The 21812-nt window shown below is 72.4% G+C and carries 19 protein-coding genes; 7 read left to right on the top strand and 12 right to left on the bottom strand.

Annotated features, from left to right (window positions below; all coding sequences use genetic code 11):
* Window positions 1-113: 113 nt before the first annotated feature.
* The 5 genes from ACZ5WG_RS03535 to ACZ5WG_RS03515 all read right to left on the bottom strand — a co-directional run bounded on the left by ACZ5WG_RS03535 (window position 114) and on the right by ACZ5WG_RS03515 (window position 4668).
* Window positions 114-548 (bottom strand): hypothetical protein, encoded by a 435-nt coding sequence (locus ACZ5WG_RS03535; RefSeq protein ID WP_468720283.1) that lies wholly within the window; start codon window positions 546-548, stop codon window positions 114-116.
* 391 nt (window positions 549-939) lie between these two features.
* Window positions 940-2025, bottom strand: a complete 1086-nt coding sequence (locus tag ACZ5WG_RS03530) for a branched-chain amino acid aminotransferase (protein ID WP_266663422.1) — start codon at window positions 2023-2025, stop codon at window positions 940-942.
* Between the two features lie 232 nt (window positions 2026-2257).
* On the bottom strand, window positions 2258-3298 hold the full coding sequence (locus ACZ5WG_RS03525; protein WP_365955406.1) for a 3-isopropylmalate dehydrogenase: 1041 nt from the start codon (window positions 3296-3298) through the stop codon (window positions 2258-2260).
* Window positions 3299-3382: 84 nt separating this feature from the next.
* The gene (locus ACZ5WG_RS03520; protein ID WP_266625109.1) at window positions 3383-3511 is read right to left on the bottom strand and encodes a hypothetical protein; all 129 of its coding nucleotides are present in this window, start codon (window positions 3509-3511) and stop codon (window positions 3383-3385) included.
* Between the two features lie 260 nt (window positions 3512-3771).
* Complete coding sequence (locus ACZ5WG_RS03515; protein ID WP_468720282.1) at window positions 3772-4668, bottom strand: LysR family transcriptional regulator; 897 nt, start codon at window positions 4666-4668, stop codon at window positions 3772-3774.
* 101 nt (window positions 4669-4769) lie between these two features.
* On the opposite strand from ACZ5WG_RS03515, the gene ACZ5WG_RS03510 reads away from it, so the two are divergent.
* The gene (locus ACZ5WG_RS03510) at window positions 4770-5786 is read left to right on the top strand and encodes an NADP-dependent oxidoreductase (RefSeq protein ID WP_468720281.1); all 1017 of its coding nucleotides are present in this window, start codon (window positions 4770-4772) and stop codon (window positions 5784-5786) included.
* 119 nt (window positions 5787-5905) lie between these two features.
* Window positions 5906-7933: a phosphocholine-specific phospholipase C gene (locus ACZ5WG_RS03505; protein WP_468720279.1), complete on the top strand. Its 2028-nt coding sequence runs from the start codon at window positions 5906-5908 to the stop codon at window positions 7931-7933.
* Between the two features lie 16 nt (window positions 7934-7949).
* Here ACZ5WG_RS03505 and ACZ5WG_RS03500 read toward each other — a convergent pair whose 3' ends face one another.
* Together ACZ5WG_RS03500 and ACZ5WG_RS03495 are read right to left on the bottom strand one after the other, a co-directional pair.
* Window positions 7950-8486 (bottom strand): GNAT family N-acetyltransferase, encoded by a 537-nt coding sequence (locus tag ACZ5WG_RS03500; protein ID WP_468720278.1) that lies wholly within the window; start codon window positions 8484-8486, stop codon window positions 7950-7952.
* Window positions 8483-8758, bottom strand: coding sequence for a hypothetical protein (locus ACZ5WG_RS03495; RefSeq protein WP_468720277.1), 276 nt, complete (start codon window positions 8756-8758; stop codon window positions 8483-8485). The genes ACZ5WG_RS03500 and ACZ5WG_RS03495 overlap by 4 nt, the downstream gene beginning before the upstream one ends.
* Before the next feature lie 87 nt (window positions 8759-8845).
* Between ACZ5WG_RS03495 and ACZ5WG_RS03490 the strand changes: the two genes are divergently transcribed.
* Complete coding sequence (locus ACZ5WG_RS03490; RefSeq protein ID WP_468720275.1) at window positions 8846-9547, top strand: nitroreductase family protein; 702 nt, start codon at window positions 8846-8848, stop codon at window positions 9545-9547.
* Window positions 9548-9609: 62 nt separating this feature from the next.
* On the opposite strand, the gene ACZ5WG_RS03485 is transcribed toward ACZ5WG_RS03490, so the two are convergent.
* Window positions 9610-10041 carry a MarR family winged helix-turn-helix transcriptional regulator gene (locus ACZ5WG_RS03485; protein WP_468720274.1) on the bottom strand — a complete coding sequence of 144 codons (432 nt, stop codon included), beginning with the start codon at window positions 10039-10041 and terminating at the stop codon, window positions 9610-9612.
* 87 nt (window positions 10042-10128) lie between these two features.
* Between ACZ5WG_RS03485 and ACZ5WG_RS03480 the strand changes: the two genes are divergently transcribed.
* Window positions 10129-11055 carry a quinone oxidoreductase family protein gene (locus ACZ5WG_RS03480; protein WP_468720273.1) on the top strand — a complete coding sequence of 309 codons (927 nt, stop codon included), beginning with the start codon at window positions 10129-10131 and terminating at the stop codon, window positions 11053-11055.
* Between the two features lie 79 nt (window positions 11056-11134).
* Here ACZ5WG_RS03480 and pruA read toward each other — a convergent pair whose 3' ends face one another.
* Both pruA and ACZ5WG_RS03470 read right to left on the bottom strand, forming a co-directional pair.
* Window positions 11135-12766: an L-glutamate gamma-semialdehyde dehydrogenase gene (gene pruA, locus ACZ5WG_RS03475; protein ID WP_468720272.1), complete on the bottom strand. Its 1632-nt coding sequence runs from the start codon at window positions 12764-12766 to the stop codon at window positions 11135-11137.
* Window positions 12767-12797: 31 nt separating this feature from the next.
* The gene (locus tag ACZ5WG_RS03470) at window positions 12798-13724 is read right to left on the bottom strand and encodes a proline dehydrogenase family protein (RefSeq protein ID WP_468720270.1); all 927 of its coding nucleotides are present in this window, start codon (window positions 13722-13724) and stop codon (window positions 12798-12800) included.
* A gap of 199 nt (window positions 13725-13923) precedes the next feature.
* Between ACZ5WG_RS03470 and ACZ5WG_RS03465 the strand changes: the two genes are divergently transcribed.
* Window positions 13924-15081 (top strand): PucR family transcriptional regulator, encoded by a 1158-nt coding sequence (locus ACZ5WG_RS03465; RefSeq protein WP_468720269.1) that lies wholly within the window; start codon window positions 13924-13926, stop codon window positions 15079-15081.
* A 65-nt stretch (window positions 15082-15146) separates the two neighbouring features.
* Here the strand turns inward: ACZ5WG_RS03465 and ACZ5WG_RS03460 are convergent, their stop codons facing one another.
* Window positions 15147-19532 (bottom strand): CHAT domain-containing protein, encoded by a 4386-nt coding sequence (locus tag ACZ5WG_RS03460; protein WP_468720267.1) that lies wholly within the window; start codon window positions 19530-19532, stop codon window positions 15147-15149.
* Between the two features lie 159 nt (window positions 19533-19691).
* Between ACZ5WG_RS03460 and ACZ5WG_RS03455 the strand changes: the two genes are divergently transcribed.
* The gene (locus tag ACZ5WG_RS03455; protein WP_468720266.1) at window positions 19692-20153 is read left to right on the top strand and encodes a hypothetical protein; all 462 of its coding nucleotides are present in this window, start codon (window positions 19692-19694) and stop codon (window positions 20151-20153) included.
* A complete protein-coding gene (locus ACZ5WG_RS03450) occupies window positions 20150-21088 on the top strand; it encodes a hypothetical protein (RefSeq protein WP_468720265.1) in 939 nt (312 codons plus the stop codon). The genes ACZ5WG_RS03455 and ACZ5WG_RS03450 overlap by 4 nt, the downstream gene beginning before the upstream one ends.
* Window positions 21089-21140: 52 nt before the next feature.
* Here ACZ5WG_RS03450 and ACZ5WG_RS03445 read toward each other — a convergent pair whose 3' ends face one another.
* Entirely contained in the window at window positions 21141-21731 is a 591-nt protein-coding gene (locus ACZ5WG_RS03445) for a TetR/AcrR family transcriptional regulator (RefSeq protein WP_468720264.1), read from the bottom strand.
* Window positions 21732-21812: the final 81 nt, after the last annotated feature.

The following is a 21812-nucleotide window of genomic DNA, read 5'->3' as shown; positions in this document are numbered from 1 at the left end:
GGCGTCCTCTGTCACCGACGAAAAACCACAGGAACCGGCTCAGGGGGGGAGGGTGGGGGGGGGGGGGGGGGGGGACGTCCCCCCGGGGCCCGCGTGGCCGTCGCCGCCGCCTGCTAACGGCAGTTGTTCGCGGTCGTCGCCTGGGTGGCCGCGGTGTCCAGCGCCTGGATCTGGGGCTGGAGCTGGGTGATCGCGTCCTTGCCCGTGGTGTCGCCCGGGAGGTCCTCGTAAGCCTTCTTCAGGTTCTCCGCGGCCGACGTCACGGCGTCCTTCTCGGCCGACTTCAGTGCCGAGGTGTTCTCCTTGACCTTCTTCCAGTCGGCCTGGACTGCGTCGTACGCCGATTGCAGCTGGTCCTTGGTGGCCGTGGCCGGATTCAGCGCCTTGAGCGCGGCATTGTCCGACTTCAACTGGACCAGGTTGGTGCACAGCGCGGCGCTGGCCGACGAGGCTGCCTCCTGCGGCGTCGCGTTGTCGTCGCTGGAGCATGCCGAGGCGCCGAGTACCGCGGCCGCGCAGAGCAGGCCGGAGGCAACGAACCGCTTCATGGGGATCCGCCTTCCCGCCGGCCGTGACGGCCGGCGCACGAGAGATTCACGCCGCTGGGGGCGCACCGCGCCGCGCGGAGCCGGTGTCCGGCGCCGCATCGGCAGGCGCGATCAACGTCGCACGCCGGTACGTGCACCGCATCTCCGTACGGACCCGGCCCACGTGCCCGCACCGGGCGGCGGGCGGGGCGACAGGGCCCGCGGGCCCTGCCTCGGAAGGGCCGCCGCGCCGGAGGCCGGCGACCCGCGGAACACTCCCGGCGTACCTCCGTACGGGTGGCCCGGCCGGATGCGAAGCCCCTGCCCGCACCGCCCGGCGGACCAGGCCCCGGACACACGACGAGGCCCCGGCCTACCGGCCGGGACCTCGTCGTGACTGCCTCGCCGCGGACTAGCCGAGCGGGTGCATCCAGCCGTGGGTGTCGGCGGTGTGGCCGGTCTGGAGGTCGAGCAGCGCCTTGCGGAGCTTCATGGTGACCTCGCCGGGCTGCCCGTCGCCCTGGGTCCAGTTGGCGCGCTCGGACTTGACCGAGCCGACCGGGGTGATGACGGCGGCGGTGCCGCAGGCGAACACCTCGGTCAGGGTGCCGTTCTCGTTGTCGCGCTTCCAGTCCTCGGTGGAGATACGTCCCTCCTCGGCGGTGTAGCCGAGGTCGCGGGCGATGGTGAGGAGGGAGTCGCGGGTGATGCCCGGCAGGAGCGAGCCGGTCAGCTCCGGGGTGACGATGCGGTCGCCGTACACGAAGTACAGGTTCATGCCGCCCATCTCCTCGATCCAGCGGTGCTCGACGGCGTCGAGCCAGACCACCTGGTCGCAGCCGTGCTCGGCGGCCTGGGCCTGGGCCACGAGGGAAGCCGCGTAGTTGCCGCCGGTCTTCGCCGCGCCCGTACCGCCCTTGACGGCGCGGACGTACTCCTCGGAGAGCCAGACGGAGACGGGCTGGACGCCACCGGGGAAGTACGCGCCGGCGGGGGAGGCGATGACCATGAAGAGGAACTCGTTGGCCGGGCGGACGCCCAGGCCGACCTCGGACGCGAACATGAACGGCCGCAGGTACAGCGAGGCCTCGCCGGAGGAGGGCACCCAGGCGGCGTCCTGCTTGATGAGCGCGTCGCAGGCCTCGATGAAGAGCTCGGCCGGCAGCTCCGGCATCGCCATGCGACGGGCGGAGGCCTGGAAGCGCTCGGCGTTGGCCTGCGGGCGGAAGCTGGCGACGGTGCCGTCGGGCTGGCGGTAGGCCTTGAGGCCCTCGAAGATCGTCTGCGCGTAGTGCAGGGTCATGTTCGCCGGGTCCATCGACAGCGGCGCGTACGGGACCAGTTCGGCGTCGTGCCAGCCGCGGCCCTCGGTCCACTTGATCGTCACCATGTGGTCGGTGAAGTGGCGGCCGAAGCCGGGGCTGGCCAGGATCGCCTCGCGCTCCGCATCGGACAGCGGGTTCGAGGAGGGCTTGAGCTCGATCGTGGGCGTCGTCATGAGTGCTTGTCCTTCACCGGTTGTGTATGGCGGACCGCGCTCACGGCGTACTAGGACGTCCGAGCTTCCCCGCATTCCGCGGTCTCGCGTTCGATTATCGCGCGCGAGGTGCCTTCGGAGAAGCGGGGTGAATGCGGCCCAGGGGAGATGGTGGCACCCGGGGCCGCACAGGAAAAGCCGCCGGGTGCGTCGTGCGCGCGACCCGGCGGCTTCCTGAGGTGGAGCTGCCGGGTCAGCCGGCTACTCGGGCGGCGAGCGCGTCGCCGATCTGGTCGGTGGTGCGGAAGGTCCCGTCGCGCTCCGCGAGGTCGGCGGTGACCGCGTCCTCGATGCGGACGGCCTGGGCCTCGTGGCCGAGGTGGCGCAGCAGGAGGGCGACGGACAGGATCGTCGCGGTCGGGTCGGCCTTGCCGGTGCCCGCGATGTCCGGGGCCGAGCCGTGGACGGGCTCGAACATGGACGGGAAGGCGCCGGTCGGGTTGATGTTCCCGGAGGCGGCGAGGCCGATTCCGCCGGTCACGGCGGCGGCGAGGTCGGTGAGGATGTCACCGAAGAGGTTGTCCGTGACGATGACGTCGAAGCGCTCGGGCTGCGTGACGAAGAAGATCGTCGCGGCGTCGACGTGCAGGTAGTCGGTGGTGACCTCGGGGTACTCCTGGCCGACCTTGTCGAAGATGTTCTTCCACATGTGGCCCGCGTACACGAGGACGTTGTTCTTGTGGACCAGCGTCAGCTTCTTGCGCGGGCGGGAGTTGGCCCGCTCGTACGCGTCACGCACGACGCGCTCGACGCCGTACGCGGTGTTGATGCTGACCTCGGTGGCCACCTCGGCGGGGGTGCCGGTGCGCAGGCTGCCGCCGTTGCCGGTGTAGGGGCCTTCGGTGCCCTCGCGGACCACGACGAAGTCGATCTCCGGACGGCCGGCGAGCGGGGTGGCCGTGTTCGGGAAGAGCTTCGACGGGCGCAGGTTGATGAAGTGGTCGAACGCGAAGCGGAGCTTGAGCAGCAGGCCGCGCTCCAGCACGCCCGACGGGACCGACGGGTCACCGATGGCGCCCAGCAGGATCGCGTCGTGGTGCTTGAGCGCCTCGAGCTCGTCATCCGGGAGGGTCTCACCGGTGCGGTGCCAGCGCGTGGCGCCGAGGTCGTACTGCTTGGTCTCCAGCTTCACATCCTGGGGCAGGACCGCGGTAAGGACCTTGAGGCCCTGAGCCACGACTTCCTGGCCGATGCCATCACCGGGGATCACTGCGAGATTGATGCTGGTCGACATGTCGGAACCGTACTCCCTGTCCCAGCCCTCAGACATCTTGCGTCCACCATGTGGACGCAAGATGTCTGAGGCGCCGGGCCTTGCTCAGTGGCCGGTCGAGCCGCCGTTGTCACGGCGGTCGAGGGCGCGCTGGAGGGCTGCGGCGGCGTTCTTGCGGTCGGCGTCGGCCGTGGAGGAGTGGCGGACGCGGCGGGCTGCGGTGGATGCGGTCATGGTGATCGACTCCTTGAGATCACGGCGTGGCGGGGCCACGGATGAGGGGTTCCTTCAAGGCGCCGGAAGAGGCGGGGAGCTGTGCGCCGCAGGGGTTGCCTGCCAGGGGCGCGCGCTCTCGACCGCCATTCGCCGGATCGGCGAGACGTTCGGCTTCTACAAAGCTAGGGCAGGTGCCGCTGTATGTCTCCGCAATTACTCGGACTTCCTACTATCTGAGACGGGCAACCGCCCGGAAGACCCCCTCCCGGGCATCCGATTCAGCACGTCTCGGAGCGAAGTTCCCTGATCAGAGCCCTTACGCCGAGGGTGGCGGCGGATTCCGGCGTGGTGACGTATCCCACGCGCCTCACCGGCCCCGAAGCGCCCAGTCCGGTGATGTCCACGGCGTCCGTGGCCTCGCGGAGCGAGAGCTCGGGCAGGATCGCCATGCCGAGCCCGCGCCCGACCATGGTCAGCACCATCCCGTCGTCCTCCGCCTTGACCGTGGCCCGCGGGATCCAGTCCTGGGCCTGCCACCAGTCGCGGGTGTACGAGCCGCAGTTCTCGTCCCAGTCCAGCAGGGGCAGCGTCTTCGGGGCGGGGTGTCCGGCCGGGTGCACCAGGGCGTACGCCTCCTCCCGGAGCACCCCGGTCAGCAGACCCGCGGCGCCGCCCTCCGGTACGGGCCCGGCCGCGTTCAGCGTGGCGATGCCGAGGTCGGCGCGGCCGGCGGCGACCTCCCCGGCCGTGCCGGCGCCGAGCTCGCGCACCACCCGGACCTCGGGGCGGAGGCCGGGGTGGCGGGCCGCGAGCCGCTCCAGGGCCGGGGGCAACAGGTGCAGGGCCGCGCTGCGGAACGCCGCGATGCGCAGCACCCCCTCCACCGCGTCGCGATCCGGGGCGGTCCGGCCGGCGCTGCGCGCCTCCGCGCCGAGGACCTCGTACAGCCGCAGGATGCGGCGGGCGAGGCCGACGGCCCGCTCCCCCGCCGGGGTGGGCGAGGCGCCGGTGCGCCCGCGCTCGAAGAGCACCGCGCCGACCTTGGCCTCACTGCCGCGTACGGAGTGCGACACGGCCGACTGGGTGAGGCCGAGCCGGACGGCCGCGGCGGAGAAGCCGCCGGTCTCCGCGACGGCGACCAGGACCCGGAGTTCGTGCGGAGCGAGCTCGGCCACGGTGGCTCTCACCTCGTTCTATGAGCGGTGTTCATGGATGTGCGGCTTCCATGAACGCAACCCTCTGCCCGGGCCGGTGATTCCTTCCTAACGTCCTCGCCATGACCACGAACCACACCGCTCACGCGGTCCACCTGATCGCCCGCCCGACCGGTTTCCCCTCCCCGGCCGACTTCGCGTACGTCGAGACCCCGGTCCCCTACCCCGCCCCGGGCACCGCCCTGGTGCAGAACCTCCTGCTCTCGGTGGACCCCTACCACCGCGGGCTGATGGACGGCGGCGAGGGCGGCTTCGAGCTGAACACCCCGCTGGAGGGCCGCGCGGTGGGCCGGGTGCTCGTCTCCCGCGACCCGGGGCTGCGCGAGGGCGACCTGGTCTTCCACCGCGAGGGCTGGCGTACGCACGCCCTCGTCACGCTCGGCGTGGACGGCACCCGGAAGCTGCGCGGCCACGAGGGCGTCCCGCTGGAGGCGTACCTGAGCATCCTCGGCGGCACCGGCCTGACCGCGTACGCCGCCCTCACCCGGACCGCGGCCCTGCGGGAGGGCGAGGACCTCTTCGTCTCGGCGGCCGCGGGCGGGGTCGGCACCGCGACCGGCCACATCGCGCGGCTGCTCGGGGCCCGCAGGATCATCGGCAGCGCGGGCTCCGCGGCGAAGGTCCGCCACCTCACCGACGCGCTCGGCTTCGACGCGGCCTTCGACTACCACGACGGGCCGGTCGGCGAGCAGCTCGCGAAGGCCGCGCCCGGAGGCATCGACGTGTACGTGGACAACGTGGGCGGGGACCACCTGGCGGGCGCGATCGACGTGCTGCGCGAGTACGGGCGGATCGCCTGGGTCGGCGGGATCTCGATGTACAACGGGGACCGCTCGCCGGCCGCGCCCCGCAACCTCTTCGAAATCGTCCACAAGTCGCTGCGCCTGGAAGGCGTATTGGTTCGAAACCACACCAATCTGCAGGACGAGCTGGAGGATTTCCTGGTACCGCACCTGCAGAGCGGCCGCATCGGCACGGACACCACCGTTGTACAGGGAATCGATCACACCGTGGACGCCTTCCTGGGCGTGCTCCGCGGGGACAATCTGGGCAAGATGCTCGTCCGTCTCGAGGGCTGAATCCAGCCAACCGGATGTTCACCGACTTCTTACCGCACGGATGTAGACCTTTGACCCGGCGCCCGTCACTCTTTCCGTCAATGTGCCAGCGGGGCACTTGAGTTGGAGGCGAGTAGCCAGTGACACCGATCAGCCGCAGAGGTTTCGTGGGAATCGGCGCCGGGCTGATGGCCGGTGCCGCCCTCCCGGCGATCGCGCCGACGTCGGCGGCCGCGGCCACCGCCGGCGGCACGATCACCGACGTGAAGCACGTGGTGATCCTCATGCAGGAGAACCGCAGCTTCGACCACTACTTCGGCAGGCTGAAGGGTGTCCGCGGCTTCGGTGACCGCGCCGCCGGCAACATCCCGGGCGGCTGGGGCATGTTCAACCAGCCCAACTGGGGCGGCCGCCAGTACCCGTGGAAGCTCAGCGCCACCCCGCCGGCGGGCGGCGTCGACGGCGAGACCCTGGCCCAGTGCAACGGTGACCTCCCGCACAGCTGGACCTCGCAGCACGCCGCCTGGAACAAGGGCCGCATGGACAACTGGGTCACCGGCGTCGGCAACACCCGCACCCTCGGCTACCTGGACCGGGGCGACATACCGTTCCACTACGGGCTGGCCGACAACTACACGGTCTGCGACGCGTACTTCTGCTCCACGCTGAGCGCGACCGGCCCGAACCGCACCTTCCTGTGGAGCGGCAAGGTCGACGCGGGCAGCAAGGACGGCGGCGACGAGTCCGGGCTGACCTGGGAGACGTATGCGGAGGCCCTGCAGCGGGCGGGCATGAGCTGGAAGGTCTACCAGAACGCCCAGGACAACTACGGCGACAACGGCCTCGCCTACTTCAAGAAGTTCACGGACGCGGCGCCCGGCAACCCGCTGTGGGACCGCGGCATGGGCTCCGTCCCGAAGGTCACCGGATCCACTCCGGACGACATCGCGGCCGCCATCCGCGCGGACGTCGTCGCGGGCACCCTGCCCCAGGTCTCCTGGGTCGTCGCGAACGAGGCCTTCTCGGAGCACCCGTACGCCCCGCCCGGCGACGGCGCGCACTTCGTGGACCTGGTCTACCGGGCGCTCGCCGCGAACCCCGAGGTCTTCGACTCCACCGTCCTCTTCCTGAACTACGACGAGAACGACGGCTTCTTCGACCACGTCCCGCCGCCGGTCGCCCCGCCCGGCACCCCGGGCGAGTACATCGACGGCACCCCGATCGGCCTCGGCTTCCGCGTGCCGATGCTGGTCATGTCCCCGTGGACGCGCGGCGGCTGGGTGAGCTCGGAGGTCTTCGACCACACCTCGGTGCTCCGCTTCATGGAGACCTGGACGGCGGCGCTCGGCACCCCGGCGACCTGCCCGAACATCAGCGACTGGCGCCGCAAGGTGGTGGGCGACCTGACGGGCGTCTTCGACTTCGCGCACCCGGTGTACGGGGTGCCGTCCGGGCTGCCCTCGACCGCGAAGGTCATCGGCCAGTCGACCTGCGGCCCGCTGCCCAACCCGGCGCCGCAGGACAACGCGCTCCCGGCGCAGGAGGCCGGCACGCGCCCGGCGCGGGCCCTTCCGTACCAGGTGAACGGCAATCTGGACCGCTTCGAGTTCGGCGCGGCCGGCAAGATCCTGGCGTGGTTCTCGATGACCAACCAGGGTGCGCAGGCGAAGCGGCCGGCGCACTTCTCGATCCACCCGCACCAGTACCGGGACACGGCGGCCTGGCAGTACACGGTCGACCCGGGCGCGACGTCGACGGACTACTTCAACATCGGGCTGGGCAGCGGTTCCGGCAAGTACGACATCTCGATGTACGGGCCCAACCGCTTCCTGCGCCGTTTCATCGGCGACGCGTCGAAGGCGGGCAAGGCGATCGAGGTGGCGGCCCGCTTCGCGGTGGAGCCGGGCACGGGCAGGACGGCGCTCTACTTCAAGATGACGAACACGTCGGCCGCGCCGGTCACCTTCACGATCCGCTCGAACGCCTACCGCTCGGACGGCCCGTGGACGTACACCGTCCCGGCGAACTCCTCGCGCGAGGACTACTTCAACGCGGTCGCCTACAACGACGGCTGGTACGACTTCACGATCCTCGCGGACAACGACGGCACCTGGTCGCGCCGCTACACGGGCCACATCGAGACGGGCACGCCGAGCATCTCGGGCTGACGCCCGGAGCGACGGTTCACAGCACGTCGCCGTCACGCCAGTCGAAGTCCAACCGCCCGGCGGGGTCCCCCCACACCGCGCCGGGCGGGAGCCACACGTACGTGGACCCCTCCTCCTCGGCGAGCCGCACCGGCCCGGCGGGTGACAGCGCCCCGATCTGCCCGCCCCACACGGCCCACCCCCGTCCCGCGTACAGCCGGGCCCCCTCGTCGGAGGCCGACAGGGCCCCGAGTACGTAGGCCCGCTCGATGACGCCCTCGAGCCCGGCCATGACCTGACCGCCGAGACCGCGCCGGCGCCGGTCCGCCCGTACGGCCACGGCCTCGACGTATCCGGTCCGCAGGGCCCGCCCCCGGTGCAGTACGCGCCGCTGCACCACGCTCCCGTGTGCGACGAGCTCCCCGTCCTCGCGCACGAGCACGTGCATGCCGCCGAGCGCGTGCTCGAAGTCCTCGTCGCCGAAGTCCCCGCCGAAGGCCCGGTCGAGCAACTCCCGCAGCTCGCGGAGCCCGTCGTCCCCGATCTGGGAGGTATGCCGCAGCGCGATGCTCATGCCCGGACCGTATCAACGCCCGCCTCGGCGATCGCACGGGCGACGGCGGCCACGCGGTCCGGGAAGCGGTCCGGGAAAGGCCGGAAATACGCGGGGGTTCCGAAACCCGGAGTGCCCCACCAGGCGTCCCGCAACTCCCGGTGCTCGATGCCGTCGAGGGGGATCCGCAGGTCGGCGCGGACCGCGGCCCTCGGCACGGCCCGCCCGAGGCCCTCCGGGTCCGGCGCGCCGAAACAGCCGTCCCGCGCCGGGAATCGACCGGTGGTCGCCATTCCCATAGCCCCCCTGTCAGTACACAACGGACAATCGGTCATGACGGGGCGCTGGCCCCCCGCGGTTCCCCGCGTGAAGATCTGTCCATGTCGCCCGAGACCCAGCAGTGGACCCCGACCCACGGCGAGCCGTATCGCCCCGTCGCCTACCGGCCCGAGCGGATGCCGAGCGGGGAATCGCTCGCGCGCTCCGCGGAATTGCGGGCGCGCATGGACGAGCGGCGGACGGTCCGCCGGTTCTCCCCCGACCCCGTCCCGGAGCAGGTCGTCCGGGATGCCATCGCGTGCGCCGCGACCGCGCCGTCGGGGGCCCACCAGCAGCCGTGGACCTTCGTCCTGGTCAAGGACCCGGCCGTGCGACGGCAGATCCGCGACGCCGCCGAGCAGGAGGAGCTGATCTCCTACGACGGCCGCCTCGGCGACGAATGGCTCGCCGCCCTGCGCCCCCTCGGCACGGACGCGGTCAAGACCCACCTCACCGATGCCCCCGCCCTGATCGTCGTCTTCCAGCAGCGCCACTGGCTCGGCCCGGACGGCACGAAGCGCAAGCACTACTACGTCGACGAGTCGGTCGGCATCGCGGTCGGCATGCTCCTGACCGCCCTCCACCTCGGCGGCCTCGCGGCCCTGATCCACACCCCGAGCCCGATGCGCTTCCTCTCGCACGTCCTGCACCGCCCGGAGAACGAGAAGGCCTTCGCCGTCATCCCGGTCGGCTACCCGGCGGACGACTGCGAGGTCCCGGACCTGATCCGCAAATCCCTGGACCAGGTCCTGGTCGAGATCTGACGCCCCGGGCAGCGGCCACCACCGAGGCGGTCAGCCAGGCCGGCGGGACTTGCCCGACGGGTCTACGAGGCCTCGTGGACCCGGTTCAGCAAGGCCATCAGGGTGCTGCGCTCCGCCGGGGTCAGCGGGGACAGGAATTCGGCGTTCGCCGATTCGGCCAGGGATGCGCAGCGGGTGAGGGTGGCCGTGCCCGCCGGGGTGAGGGTGATCGCGTTCTTGCGGCGGTCCGCCGGGTTCGGGGCGCGCAGGACGAGGCCGTCGCCTTCCAGGTGGTTGAGGAGGCCCACCAGGTCCTTGGGGTCGATGCCGAGCCGGCGGCCGAGGTCCGCCTGGGCCACCGGGCCGTACTCGGCGGTCGCCGCCAGCACCGCGTGGTGCGCGAGCTTCAGCCCCTCCGCAGCGAGCGCTTCGGCGACCAGGCTGCGGCCGCGCGCCGCGACCCGGCCGACGAGCCAGCTCGGCAGGGCCTGGATGTGTGCGAGGGCCGACGTCATGGGACCAGCCTAGCAATTCATTGGGATTCCCCACGATCTCATATATCGTTGGGATCCCCAACGAATCTGACCGGTCCGGGAGGTCCTGTGCTCCGCATCCGCTTCGACGTCAACGGCGGCCCCGAGGTGCTGTTCGCCGAGGACGTGGCCGTGCCCGTCCCCGGCGCCGGGGAGTTGCTCGTCGCGGTCGAGGCCGTCGGGGTCACCCTGCCCGTCGTGCGCAAGGTACGGGAGGGCGGCGGGGCCATACCGCTCGGCGGGGAGGTCGCGGGGACCGTCGCCGCGCTCGGCGAGGGGGTGACGGGCTTCGCCGTCGGGGACCGGGTCACCGGGCTGTGCTTCGGCCACGGGTACGCCGAGTACGCCCTCCTCGCGGCCCCGTTCGCCTCCGCCGTCCCCGACGGGGTCGGCTCCGTGGACGCCGTCGCGCTCGTGCGCAGCGGGCTCGTGGCCCGCGGCGCCGTGGCGGCCGGGCAGATCCGGCCCGGGGAGTCCGTACTGGTCACGGCCGCCGCGAGCGGGGTCGGCAGCCTCGCACTCCAGCTGGCCCGGGCCGACGGGGCGGCCCGGCTGGTCGCCGCCGTGTCCAGCCCGGACAAGGCCGGCTTCGTCCGGAGCCTCGGCGCCGACGAGGTCGTGCTGTACGAAGACCCCGCCGCCTGGGGCGAGCCGTACGACGTGGTCCTCGACGGAGTCGGCGGCGCGCTGCTCGGCCCCGCCGTGCGGGCCCTGGCCACGGGCGGGCGGCTGGTGGCCTACAGCTCCGGCGGCGGCACGGTGGAGGCGTACGAGCTGCTCGTGCGCGGCGCCTCGGTGATCGGCTTCCAGATCCGGGCCGTCGCGCAGGGCCGGCCCGAGGTGTACGAGGGCTGGCGGCGCGAGCTGTGGGAGGCGTACGCGGACGGCTCGCTGCGCCCCGCCGTGCACGGGGAGATCCCGCTCGCCGAGGCGGCCCGTGCGCACCGGCTGATCGAGGAGCGGCGCAACCTCGGCAAGGTGGTCCTGATCCCCTAGACCGCGTCGGGCGCAACTGGAACCGCCCCCGATCCGGACTTGGGGGTACCGGAACGGGGGCGGGGTCAGTGGGGCGGGATCAGCCCATGTGCGGGTACGCGTAGTCCGTCGGCGCGACCAGGGTCTCCTTGATGGAGCGCGTCGAGGTCCAGCGCTGCAGGTTGCTCGCCGCGCCCGCCTTGTCGTTCGTACCCGAGGCACGGCCGCCGCCGAAGGGCTGCTGGCCGACGACGGCGCCGGTCGACTTGTCGTTGATGTAGAAGTTGCCCGCCGCGAAGCGGAGCTTCTCCATCGCGTCCGCGGCCGCGTAGCGGTCGGCGGCGATGATCGAGCCGGTCAGCGCGTACGCCGAGACGGACTCCATCTGGGCCAGCATCGCGTCGAAGTCGGCGTCCTCGTAGACGTGGACCGCCAGGATCGGGCCGAAGTACTCGGTCGTGAAGACCTCGTTCTCCGGGTCGGTGCACGCGATGACGGTCGGGCGGACGAAGTAGCCCTCCGAGTCGTCGTACGTGCCGCCCGCGATGATCGTGCAGGTCGGGTCGGCCTTGGCCCGGTCGATCGCGGCCTTGTTCTTCGCGAACGAGCGCTCGTCGATGACGGCGCCGATGAAGTTGGTCAGGTCGCGGACGTCACCCATGGTGATGCCGTCGACCTCGGCCGCGAAGGCCTCCTTGAAGCCGTCGTTCCAGATCGAGGCCGGAACGTAGGCGCGCGAGGACGCCGAGCACTTCTGGCCCTGGAATTCGAAGGAGCCGCGCGTCAGGGCGGTCTTCAGGACGGCGCGGTCCGCGGACGGGTGCGCGACGACGAAGTCCTTGCCGCCGGTCTCGCCGACCAGGCGCGGGTAGGACTTGTACTTCTCGATGTTGTTGCCGACCGTCTTCCACAGGTACTGGAAGGTCTTGGTCGAACCGGTGAAGTGGATGCCGGCCAGCTCGGGGTGGTTCAGGGCCACCTCGGACACGGCGATGCCGTCGCCCGTCACCAGGTTGATGACGCCCTTCGGCAGGCCGGCCTCCTCCAGGAGCTCCATCAGGAGGACCGCGGAGTGGGTCTGCGTCGGGGACGGCTTCCAGACGACCACGTTGCCCATCAGGGCCGGGGCGGTCGGCAGGTTGCCGGCGATGGCCGTGAAGTTGAACGGCGTGATCGCGTAGACGAAGCCCTCGAGCGGGCGGTGGTCGCTGCGGTTCCACACGCCGGCGGAGTTCGCGACCGGCTGCTCGGCCAGGATCTGGCGGGCGAAGTGGACGTTGAAGCGCCAGAAGTCGACGAGCTCGCACGGGGTGTCGATCTCGGCCTGCTGCGCGGTCTTCGACTGGCCCAGCATGGTGGAGGCGGCCAGCTTCTCGCGCCACGGGCCGGACAGCAGCTCGGCGGCCCGCAGGATGATCGCGGCGCGGTCGTCGAAGGACATCGAGCGCCAGGCCGGGGCGGCGGCCAGGGCGGCGTCGACGGCCTCCTGGGCGTCGGCCTGGGTGGCGTTGGCGTAGGTGCCGAGCACGGACTTGTGGTCGTGCGGCTGGACCACCTCGAAGCGCTCGCCCCCGCCCATGCGCTTGACGCCGTTGATCGTCATCGGCAGGTCGATCGGGTTCTCGGACAGCTGCTTGAGCTGCGTTTCGAGACGCGCGCGCTCCGGGGTGCCGGGGGCGTACGAGTGGACCGGCTCGTTGACCGGCGCGGGGACCTGGGTCACAGCATCCATGGGACTGGTAACTCCTTGACCTGGTTCTTGGCTAGTTCTTGGTGATCATCGAGCGGAGGAAGAACAGGAGGTTGGCGGGCTTCTCGGCGAGGCGCCGCATGAAGTAGCCGTACCAGTCCGTCCCGTACGCGGTGTAGACGCGCATGCGGTGGCCCTCGGCGGCGAGCCGCAGGTGCTCCTCGCTGCGGATGCCGTACAGCATCTGGAACTCGTACTCGTCCAGCTTGCGCCCCGCCGTGCGGGCGAGCTCCTGGGCGATGGCGATGAGGCGCGGGTCGTGCGACCCGATCATCGGGTAGCCCTCGCCCTCCATCAGCGTCTTCAGGATGCGGACGTACGCCTTGTCGATCTCGGCCTTGTCCTGGTACGCGACCTCGGCGGGCTCCTTGTACGCGCCCTTCACGATCCGGACGCGGCTGCCGGCGGCGGCCAGGCGACGGGCGTCGGCCTCGGTGCGGAAGAGGTACGCCTGGATCACGCAGCCGGTCTGCGGGAAGTCCCGGCGCAGCTCCTCGTGGATGGCGAACATCGAGTCGAGGGTGGTGTGGTCCTCGGCGTCCAGCGTGACGGTGGTGCCGATGGCCGCGGCGGCCTCGACGACCGGGCGGACGTTGGCGAGCGCGAGCTCGTGGCCGCCCTCCAGCGCCTGTCCGAACATCGACAGCTTGACGGACATCTCGGCCGTCTCGCCCAGCTCCAGCGCGGCCAGGTGCTCGATGAGCTCGAGGTAGGCGTCACGCGCGGCGTAGGACTGCTCCACGGTGGTGATGTCCTCGCCCACCACGTCGAGCGTGATCTCGAGGCCCTTCTGCGTGAGGTCCACGACGATCGGGATGACCTGGTCGACCGTCTCGCCGGGGATGAACCGGTTCACCACGGGCTTGGTCACCGGGGCGGCAGAGACGATTCGGCGCATCTTGTCGCTGCGCGAAGCGGCGAGGATCGCGGGACCCAGCACGGGGCACCTCCAACAGGTGGCAGAAGCAGACATACGGTCCGCGCGGGGGTGGGCGGGGGCCGTAAGGAAAACGCGAGTAAAACCACCGTGAAACCTATGGATCGCTTTGATCCTCTGCCATCGACAGCTGTCACGCATCCGTGTCCCCGATCTCATACATCTGTCTGAAGACCGGGCTTCCAGGTGGGAGAATGTCCGGGTGAAGGGCGATTACCAGGACCTGGTGGATGAGATCTCGGCGCTTCTCGGCGCCCCGGCGACGCTGGAGAACCGGGACTTCCGCCTCATCGCCTTCGGCGCGCACGACAGCGACGACGATCTCGCGATGGACCCGGTGCGCACCCGCTCGATCCTGACCCGCCAGTCGACGGCGGCCGTACGGGCCTGGTTCGAGGGCTTCGGCATCGCACGGGCCACCGGGCCGGTGCGCATCCCGGCGGCGCCGGACGCGGGGGTCTTCCGGGGGCGGATCTGCCTTCCGGTGCGGTACCGCGGGATCGTGCAGGGCTACGTATGGCTCCTCGACCAGGAGCCGGGCCCCGGGCCGGACGTCCTGGCGGCGGCCATGGAGGTGGCCGAGCGGATCGGGATCCTGCTCGCCGAGGAGGCGAAGGCGGGGGCCGACCTGTCCCGGGAGTTCCGGGCGGTGCTCACGGCGGGCCGGGGCCGGCAGCAGGACACGGCGGTGGCCGCGCTCCGGGTGGCGCTGGGTCCGGGGGCGGACGGGCTGCACGCGGTGGTGTGCGTGACGCCGTGGGCCGGCGAGGCCCCGGCGTCGGTACCGGGCACGGCGGCGGTCTGCACCGTGCCCGGGCCGGGGCACCAGGCCCTCGCCGTACTGGTCAGGCTCCGCTCCGCGGAGGTGCTCGTCCCGGCCGCGGGCGTCGCGACGCGGCTGCTGCCCCACGCCGACACCTCGGCCGCCCGGCCGAACACGGGCCCCACCGCCGGGATCGCGGAGCCCCGCCGGGAGCTGACCGCGCTGGCCGACGCCTGGGCGGAGGCCTCCGCGGCGGCGCAGGCAGCCGCGGCCCAGCCCCGGTTCGGCCCGGTGGCCCAGTGGTCGGAGATCGGCCCGTACCGGATGCTGGCGGCGCTCGCGGCCGCCGACCGGGAGGGCGACCCGGCGACCCGGGTCCTGCTCGGCCCGGCGCACCGGGAACTCGCCCGGACCGCAGAGCTGTTCCTGGACTGCGCGGGCCAGGCGGGCCGCGCGGCGGCCGCGCTGGGCATCCACCGCCAGACCCTGTACTACCGGCTCGGCCGGGTGGAACAGCTGACCGGCCTGGACCTGGACGAGGGCGAGGACCGCCTGCTGCTCCACATGGCCCTCAAGGCGGCCCGCCTGCACGGCTGACCGCAGATCCGCGAGGTCACCGGCAGGGGCCTGCCGACGGAGCGCCGACGCCGGACACCGGGCGCTCAACTGCCCGTGTGGATATGGGCGGCCCACAGTCCCGGGTTGTTCGGGTAGCGGGCGCGCATGAGCGTGACGGCGTGGTGCAGGGCATGCGCGCTGAGGCCCGTGCGGGGCGCAGTGGCGCCGTCGGCGGTGAGGTGGGCGTAGAACTCGGCGGCCAGCTCGGCGGCGGCTCGGTCGTCGACCGACCAGAGGGTGCCGATGACGTGCTGGTACCCCGCGATCTGGAACGCACCGGTGATGTGGAGCGATTCATCGGCCAGGCGGGACGGGGAGACACCGGTGTCGCAGGCCGACAGATAGCTCAGCGAGGCACTGAGCTGCAGGGCGCTGATGTCGGCGATGGTCAGCGGAGCCTCGGCGTGGTCGGTCAGCACGAGGTGGCTGCGCGCCGGGTCGTCCGGGTCGGCGTAGCCGTGGCAGGCGAAATGGGCCGTGCCGTGGCGGGGCAGCGCCTCCAGCACGCCGGCGCGGGTGGCGTCGGTCAGCACCCGGGCGTCCGGGACCAGCCCGGTGATCGCGCGGATCTCGTCGGCGATCCCCGGCAGCGGCATGTCGGGGATGTCGGGCACGGGCACGATCAGGGTGCCGTCCTCCACGGCCGTCGACCGGCGTGCGCGCGCGTGGGCCAGCACCCGGACGGTCGTGGTGTACGAGGAGACGACACGGTCCATCAGCGTGGTGTCGGCAGGCCCGCCCGTCGTACGGCCGGCGGCGTGGAGCGGGAGGAAGGCGAGGATCCCGACCGGGCACCACCACACCCGCGGCCAGGCTTCGCCGTTTCGAGGAGCAGCAGTGTGGCCGAGGTGTTCCAGGACGGGCTCGGCCACGGCGGTCCACAGCCAGTCCAGGACGGCGAGGACGTCCCGCTGTGCCTTGATGCGGTTCACGGGGTCGAGCGCGGGGTCGGTGGCCCTCCGCCGGGCGGTGAGCAGCCGGTTGGCCCATGCGTAGGCGTCGTCATGGGTGAGGCCGGTCAGCGGCACCACCTCGACGGGTTCCCGGTCTCCGCGGTCCCTCAGGACGAGCGCGTCACAGCGTGAGCGGCTGGTGGTCACGAAGACGACGGGCCCTTCCCGGGCCTGGCGGGACAGGAGGCGGACGGAGGGCGCCTCCAGGAAGTCCTCGCACCCCGGAACCGAGCGAATGCGCGTCAGCAGCCCCTGCCAGGCCTCGTAGGCCTGGCGCCGGTCCGCGGCCAGGCGCCGCTCGGCATCCGGCGCCTGCCCGGTGCCGGCGCCTGCCACCGGATGGCGGCCGTACGGGGAGGCCGGCCGGGCCGGGGTCGCGAGGCGGGCGCGCAGCCGGTCGAGCTCCACCGCCAGGTGAGGGGCGAGTTCATCGAGCCGCGCGCGGTCGTCGCCGGGCACTCCGAGCGCGTCGGCGGCGAGGATGCCCCGTACGCGTTCCAGCAGTTCCACCGCGCGGGCCGGCCGGCCCGCGGACAGGGCGGCCGCGGCGGCCTCGCCCGCCAGGTCGGCGACCCGGCCGATCTGGTGCTCGCGATCGGCACGGGTGAGGCTTCCCGGCGCGAGGATCTCCACCAGCTCGATCGCCTTCTCCACCGCCCGCAGCCCGTCCGCAGCATGTTCGGGCTCCGTGGACAGCCGTGCCAGGCGCCGGTGGGCGTCGATGCGCAGGAACGTCGAGGCAGCCGTGCTCTCGCCGGCCTCGCGGTAGCAGCGGCGCGCCTCGTCGAGCAGGTCGCCCTGCCCGTCGTGGTCGGACCTGGCCTGGAGGGCGGTCCCCAGGTTGATGAGGTACACGGCACGTTCCGGGTGGTCGTCGGGCGTGGCCCGCACGGCCTCGCGCGCCGCCTGCGCCGCTTCGTCCAGGATCCGGGGGTCCATCAGTTCCCGGCTCTTCAGCAGCCACCCGATCGTGCCGGCGAGGGGGTCCTCGAAGTGTGCCGCCTCGTCGATGGTCACGGTCCCCGGCTCCTTGAACGTGCTCCGCCCCTTCTTGAACGCGGTCACCAGGGTCGCGGCGAGGTTGTTCAACTGCCCGGCGTACTGGGGCCGGTCCCCGGGCGTGAGCGCCAGCGCCTGCCGCGCGACCCGCAACGCCTCCAGGAGGGAGCCGATCTGCCGGGTGCGGTCGTGCAGCGCGCCGAGGACGCCCGCAAGGTTCCTCAGCCGTCCGGCCCGGGCCGGATGGCCGTCCGGGGTCAGTGCCACGGCCTCGCGCACAGCCTCGATGGCCTCGTCCAGATCGGTCGGCCGACCCGTGCGCTCGTACAGGCGGTGGAGGGCGCTCGCGACGTTGTTCAGGTACATCGCGCGTTGCGGATGATCCCGGGGAGTGAGTCCCACTGCCTCGCGCTCGGCCCGGATCGCCTCTTCCAGCGGGGCCCTCTCGCCGGTGCGTTCGTGGAGGTGGCCCAGGGCGCCGCCCAGCGTGGTCAGGGTCTGCGCGCGATCGGGATGGCCGACCGGGGCGTCCGCCACCGCCTCACGCCCGATCCGTACCGCCTCCTCCAGGACCGTCGGCTGCGCCGTGCGGACGTACAGCCGCAGCAGCGCGTTCTCCAAGTTGAGGAGGTGCAGGGCGCGTTTGGGGTGGCCGGGGGGCATGAGTGCGAGGCCCGCGCGCTCGGTCTCGATCGCCTCGTGCACGAGGTCCGGCCGTCCGGTCTGCTCGTACAGACCGGCCAGCGCGCCGGCGAGGTTCGTCAGCCGCGCGGCGTGGTGGACGTCGTCATCCGGGACGGCGGCCACCGCCTCGCGTCCGGTCCGCACCGCCCGCTCCAGCAGTTCCGGTCGGCCGGTGCGCTCGAACAAGCTCTGGAGGCCGATGGTGAGCTCGTCCAGACCCGCGCCACGCTCGGGATCGTCCGGGGACGCTGCCGCCGTGGCCTCGCCGAGGACCTCGAGCGCCTCCTCCAGCACGCCCACGCGGTCGGTCGCGGCGAACAGGAGCTTGAGGTGGCTGCGGAACATGCCGACGGCCGGGGCGCGTCGGCGGTCGTCGCGGGGCATCGCCGCCACCGTCTCGCGCATCGTCCGCACCGCCTCCTCCAGTACGTCCACCTCACGCGTGCGCTCGGCCAGAAAACCCAGTACGAGTCCGAGGTGTTCGAGCTGCGCGATGCGCAGGGGGTGGTCCGGTGGCGTCGCCGCCACGGCCTCCCGTCCGACCAGCGCCGCCTCTTCCAGGAGGGCGAGCCGTTTCGATGCGACGTAGAGCGTGAGCAGTGATTCGCCGAGGTTCGTCACCACGCGGAGCCGGTGGGGCGAGTCGGACGGTGTGGCGGACGCCGCTTCGCGTCCGTACCGGACCGCTTCCTCCAGCAGCTCCGGCCGCTCTGTCCGCCGGTACAGCGCCCGGAGGGAGGTCTCGAGGTTGATCAGGTATCTGAGACGGTCGGGATGGCCCTGGGGCGCGAGGGATGCTGCTTCGCGAACGGCCTCGGCGGCCTCCTCCAGCGCACCGAGCCGACCGGTGTGCCGGTACTCGGCTTCGAGGGCGCTGCCGAGCACGTCGAGGAGTCCGGCACGGCGCGGATCCTGCGGTGAGGTGCGGGCCACGGCCTCGCGCGCGGCCCGGACCGCGCCCTCCCCTGCCTGCGTCCGCCCCCTGCGGTCGGTCTGGATGTCGAGGAGATGGACGAGGCTCGCCAGTTCCGCGGCCTGGCCCGGATGTCCGGGCGCAGTGAGTGCCACCGTCTCCCGGGCGGTCCGTACCGCCTCGTCCAGCACGGCCATGTCGTCGGTGCGGTGGTACAGATGCCGCAGGGAGACGGCGAGGTTGCTCAGATGGTGGCGCCGCCCGGGGTCTGCGGGCGGGCTGAGCGAGACCGCCTCGCGGCTTGCCGCCACCGCCTCCCGCAGGTGGTCCGTCTCCCCGGTGTCCTCGAAGAGCATTCCGAGGGCGGTGCCCAGATCGGTCAGCCGGCCGGCGCGTTCGGGGCGGTCCGGCGGGGTGGCGTCGAGTGCCCTGCGCAGCAGGGCGATCGCCTCGTCCAGCGCCTGCCGGCGACGCGTGCGCTGGTATTCGTCGACCAGACCCATCGCCCGTCGCCTGAGTTCGGCCGGGCCCTGCGCGCCCGCCGTGCGCTGCGGCGCGGGCGGGGACTTCGCCAGGTGGCCGGCGAGCACGGCGCGCACCTCTTCGGGGACGCGCTCCGGATCGGCCTGGAACACGGGGGTCAGGAACCGTATGACGGGATCCAGGTCGCCCGGGTCGAGCGAGCCGGCCAGGGCCACGCAGCGCAGCCAGTGGTACCAGCCCAGAGCGTGCGCCGTCGTCAGATCGCCTGCCGGGTCGGGTGAGTCCAGGAGGGCGGCCGCGGCCCGGGCGGCCGCGCCGTCGAGTATCAGCGCGGGGTCCGCGGCCGCTCGGGCGACGTAGTCGCGGAGGACTCCGAGCGCTGCTTCACGGTCCGGCATGACCCTCCACGTCCGCATCCACGCCTGCATCCACGGCTGCCTCCAAGTACGCCCACCGCTGGCCGACTTGAGGATCGTACCCACGCCCCGCAGGGTGCGACGTAGGCTTTTCCGGACGACGATGGCGCATTCGGCGGGGCGGTCCCGCCCCATCGGCAGGTGAGCCGCCAGGACGGGGCCGAGCGGGAGGACACCTCGGGTATGGACGCGGCAATCAGGAGCAGGGTGGGGCTGTTGTGCGACCAGCTCAGCCGCTGGCCGTCCCTGCGGGAGATCATCCGGGAGGGCGGGGCCGGACCCGAGCTCGACGAACTGCTGGCGCTGCTCGCCGGCCCGGCCGAACCCGCCCCGCGGCGGACGGCCGAACTGGTCGACGCCGTCGAGCGGTCCTGCGCGCGGCAGGGCCTGGCGGGATGGACCAGTCGCGAGAGCGTCCCGCTCCCGGGGGTCCCGGCCCTGCCTCCGGGAATGACCGGCACGGCCGGGGTGGCCGGCTGGACCTGCCCCTTCTCCCGGTGCGACCGCGTGGTCACCCCGGACGAGTCCCCGCGCCCGCCCGAGTGCGCGGCCGCCCACGGCCCCGATGCCCGGATGAAGCCGTACCGGCCCGTGGCCTCGTGAGCACCTTCCTGACCCAGATCGGCACGAAACTCGCCGACCGGTGGCTGGGCGCCGTACTCCTGCCGGGCCTGCTGTGGATCGCCCTGCTCGCCGCCGGACTGCACCTGGGCCAGGGGCAGCCGTTCGCCGCCGGACGACTGGCGCAGTGGCTGGACCGGCTCGCCTCGCGCCCTGCCGCGCACACCTCCGTCACCGCCGTGCTCGCCGCGGGCGCCGTCCTCCTGGCGGCGGCCGGGATCGGTCTCCTGGCCGGCGCCCTGGGCGGCCTGGTCGAGCGGGTGTGGGCCCTGCCCGCCGACCCGGCCCCGGCGGCCTGGCTGCTCCGACGCCGCCAACGGGTGTGGGACGAGGCGACGCGCCGCCTGAAGGCCGCGATCCTGCAGGCCGCACAGCCCCCGCACCCCGGGATCGACCCCGCCCGGGCCGCCGCGCGGGTACGGGCCTGCCGGCGTCGCCGTGACCGGCTCGGCCCCGCCCGGCCCGCGCATCCGACGCGGATCGGCGACCGCTTCGCCCGGACCACCACACGGGCTGCCGCCGTCAACGGCGTCGACGACTTCGCGCTCGTCTGGCCACGGCTGTGGACCGTGCTGCCCGAAGAACTGCGCACCGACATCGCCGCCGCGCGCAGCGGGTACGCCTCGACGGCGCGTCTGGCGGCCTGGGGCCTGCTCTACACCCTGCTCGCCGCCGTCTGGTGGCCGGCCGCCCTGATCGGTCCCGCCGTGCTGGCCTCCGCCGTGCCTCGCTCCCGCGCCGCCGCCGACGCACTGGCCGAGCTGATCGAGAGCGCCACCGACCTGTACCTCGGGGACCTGGCCGAGCGGCTCGGCATCCGCGCCGCGTCCACGACCGGCGGCACGGGACCGGCGGTCACGGCCCGGCTGCGGGACGCCGTCGCCGCGCCGCCGGGCCCGGCCGGCACGCTCTCCTGAGGGAATCACGGGCGGCAGGCGGGACGCACGCGCCCGACGGCCCGACGACGGCTCAGGCCGGGTCGCCGCCCTTGCCCTTCGTCATCATCTCCGCGGCGCGCCGCATGCCCTCGGTCAACTCCTCGGCGGTGACCCCGCCTTCCGGGTTGAACAGCCACTGCGCCATCACTCCGGTCAGCAGGGCCTCGTACAGCCCGCCGAGCGTCCGCTCGTCCCGCTCGTCCAGGTCCTCCTCGGGGATGCCGGTGAGCAGTGCGATGAGCCCCCGGCGGCCCTCGCCCTGCGAGGCCGCCAGCATCGCCCGCAGCTCCGGCAGCCGGTCACGGCTGAGCGCGACCTCCATACTGGCGGCCCACATCGGGGCCGACTCCTCCTGACGGTCGATCACGCCGTCCCATACGGAGCGGAAGCGTTCCAGCGAGCCTCCCTCGCCGCTCACCTCCGGCGAGAAGGACTCGCCCCACTCCTGCGCGAGTTCGACGTAGGCCTGCGTCAGCAGGGCGTCCTTCGAGCCGTAGTGGTAGCCGATCGACGCCAGGTTCGCCCCGGAGGCGTTGACGATGTCGCGCGCGGTCGTCCGCACGAAACCCTTCTCGACCAGGCACTTCTTGGCGCCTTCGAGCAGATCTTCACGGTGTCCCATGCCCTCACCGTATCAAGACAACCGTCATAGACAATCGTTCTATACGCTCGTACTAGACAAGCGTTTATGACGCTTGTACAT

The organism is Streptomyces sp. NPDC032745, from assembly GCF_055579465.1.
This window is presented reverse-complemented; position numbering and strand designations above follow the sequence as displayed.